The 471-nt window shown below is 55.6% G+C and carries 1 protein-coding gene; it reads right to left on the bottom strand.

The annotated features are described in order from the left end of the window. Positions 1–204 precede the first annotated feature (204 nt). A partial coding sequence (locus I6F37_RS38905) for a hypothetical protein (RefSeq protein ID WP_225154208.1) occupies positions 205–471 on the bottom strand: 267 nt, incomplete at its 5' end.

The following is a 471-nucleotide window of genomic DNA, read 5'->3' on the forward strand; positions in this document are numbered from 1 at the left end:
GTAATACATGATCGCCGCGGACTGCGTGATCTTCGGCAATACCGGCGGCAGCACGAACGTCACCGAACCCCGATTGTATTGCCCCATCAGCACCAGCAAAAACAGCACCGCCAAAAAGAAAATCGTCTTAAAAATCAATTTCGCATTCATCGCGCAACTCCAAACATTTCGTGGGTCGCGACTATAGGCCCGCTCCGCCCGCCGTCAACCAAACGCGGCGCGATCGCAAATCAACGTCACATCCGGGTGCAACCAAAGAAACGAAGCCGGAAACTGCGTGGTGATTTCGGCGGCAAGCAGTTTCGTTAGCGGACCTTTTTTCGACGCGCCGCTCACGGCGAGTAGAATCTTTTTCGAGCGCAGCAAATCCGCCATCCCAAGAGTCAGCCCGCAGGTGGGCCGAATTGGTTCCGCCTGAATCATCGAATGTTGCAGCGATTCCGCCGAAAGCTTCGCGACATGCGCATGCGG

It is taken from the genome of Bradyrhizobium sp. NBAIM08 (genome assembly GCF_020193935.1).
Taxonomy (GTDB): Bacteria; Pseudomonadota; Alphaproteobacteria; order Rhizobiales; family Xanthobacteraceae; genus Bradyrhizobium; species Bradyrhizobium yuanmingense.